Annotated in this window: 1 protein-coding gene; it reads left to right on the top strand. The window is 54.1% G+C overall.

Annotated features, from left to right (window positions below; genetic code table 11):
• A partial coding sequence (locus tag ABVT36_RS18880) for a hypothetical protein (RefSeq protein ID WP_368457945.1) occupies positions 1 to 2,125 on the top strand: 2,125 nt, incomplete at both ends.

Here is a 2,125-nt window from a genome sequence, read left to right as displayed (position 1 = left end):
GAATGAAATCACGCAAAGTGAGACCCAGTGGAAATACAGCCTGTTCGATAAGGAGGATCAGTTAATTACGGTGGTGGATGCTCCGTTGGATACCCCCGTTGACAACCCCGATCTGGATGTGGGTTGGGATGTGAACAACGATGGCTCCGAAGTGACTAATGTGGTGGGCAGCGATGCGGGTACTGATCCCACTATCACTGGCATCGGCGATGCCGAGATAACCGGTAGCAGTGTGTCTCCTCCTTCCACGGTCTGGATCGATCTCAACAGCAGCGGTATGCCCAACACTGCCGATACCTATGTGGAGAACAAATACGGTATACCCGCCGAGCGCGCGCAAAGCACCATCCGTGACAACAACATCAACTACGTGGACGACGAGGGCAAGGGTTTTGCCAGCAACCCCGGAGGTGCCAATGCCGTCAACGCCAGCCTGTCGTGGGTGGACAATACCGACGAGCTGACGCATCTGGCTGCCGATGACCCGCGTCTCAAATTCGAGGGACTGGGCCTCACCGAGCAGCAGAAATCCGACCTCCTCGAGTTGATGCCGCGCATTGCACTTAGCATCGATTCGAGCACCGGTTCGAGTAGCGGCTCAAGCACCGACCCAGGCATCGACCCGCCAGACATTGATCCCGGTGAGTTACTGCCCAAACCGAAAGGCTATATCGAACGGGACACCTTGCACCACTATACCAGCCGCCAGGTCACACTCGATAGCGGTCGCACTATCACCGTGTTTACCAACCGCATCGAAGTGGTGGAGCAGGTGCATATTATTATGCCCAAAACCGTAGGTGATACCGAGTACGGATGGGAGGAAGTGGTAGTTACCACCAACACCTACAATTACGATGTCACCAGTGACTTCCTGCAGGCGGATGACAGCGCCGCGGACAGTGCGCTCGAAGATGCACAGAACAACCCATTGGCGTTGATGCCAAGTCTTGATTGGGCCGTGGACAACAACACGCTTACCCTCGATAGCAGCGACGTAGCCAGCGTGTTTGGGGCCACCGCCAAAGTCAAGGTGCTGGCGAGGAATGACAGTGGCACTGTGGTGATGAACAACACCCAGTACAACTGGAGTGGCGGCATGGCGATTGCGTTGGATCCCAGTGCCGCCGCTGTTTCCCTGACGTTTGTTGATCCCGACGGGCTGGTGTTGCACGCGGTGGATCTGTATAGCAGTGCGGCCTCTCACCAGAGTGGTAGCGTGGGTCTGCCGGGTGAGGGGGTAGGCCTGGAGCATTTACCGGAGGTAAACAAGTTCTGGCTGTCTGCGGGCTATCAATCCTCCAGGCAGGGCAGTTCGAGTAGTATGAGCCTGGCTTACAATGACTCAGCCAGAATCGATGAGACTACTTATGCTACCGAGGGCACCGAGTCTGCGAGCTATCCAGGGAAAGTGGAGGCTTATGGGGATGTAACGGTTACTTACTCCAGTGTTCGCATGCAAATAGTAGGGAGTGAGCCTTTGGCGGGTGGTGGCGAATATTACTTTGACGCCGTAGCAAAAGTGACATTTACGGTTTCGGGTTTGAGAGACGCTACTGGTGCAAAAATAAATATTAACATTAATGGTATAAGCTCTAAATCTGTCACTGTTACTGCTAATGGTACCTATACCGTCGACGGCCCATGGGACCACTATCGAGGGACTACATATCCGAATCGGGATATCACCGTCTCTATGACCACTAACGGCCAAACCTGGGGTGCCTATACCGGCAGTGGAGGTGCTACCAAAACCTCTCCAGAACGGATCAAAGTTTATGATCTTCCCCCCGGTACAGAATCGATTAAATTTGTTGCCGATGGTAAAACCAAAAATGTAGACGTGCCCACCGGGCAGAGCTGGGTCTATGTCGATACCTCGTCGATGAACAATAGCGCCACCAGCCTGGCGTTTGAGTTGTGGGCCTACAGCGGCAACAGCCAAAGTGGTACGGTATTGAACCGTGCCAGGGGCAATTTCAATAATGCCAGTGGCGGCACGGTGAGCAATATCACCAACGCGGTTACCAAAAGCGTCAAGACGAACACCTATAGCCGCAATACGTCTTCCGATGGCGACAGTTATACCTCCGTCTTCTACTCGCAGACCGGCCTTTACAACCGC

Source organism: Microbulbifer sp. TYP-18 (assembly GCF_040932045.1).
Lineage (GTDB): Bacteria > Pseudomonadota > Gammaproteobacteria > Pseudomonadales > Cellvibrionaceae > Microbulbifer.
The sequence above is the reverse complement of the archived record's forward strand: the minus strand, read 5'-3'. Positions and strand labels throughout refer to the sequence as shown.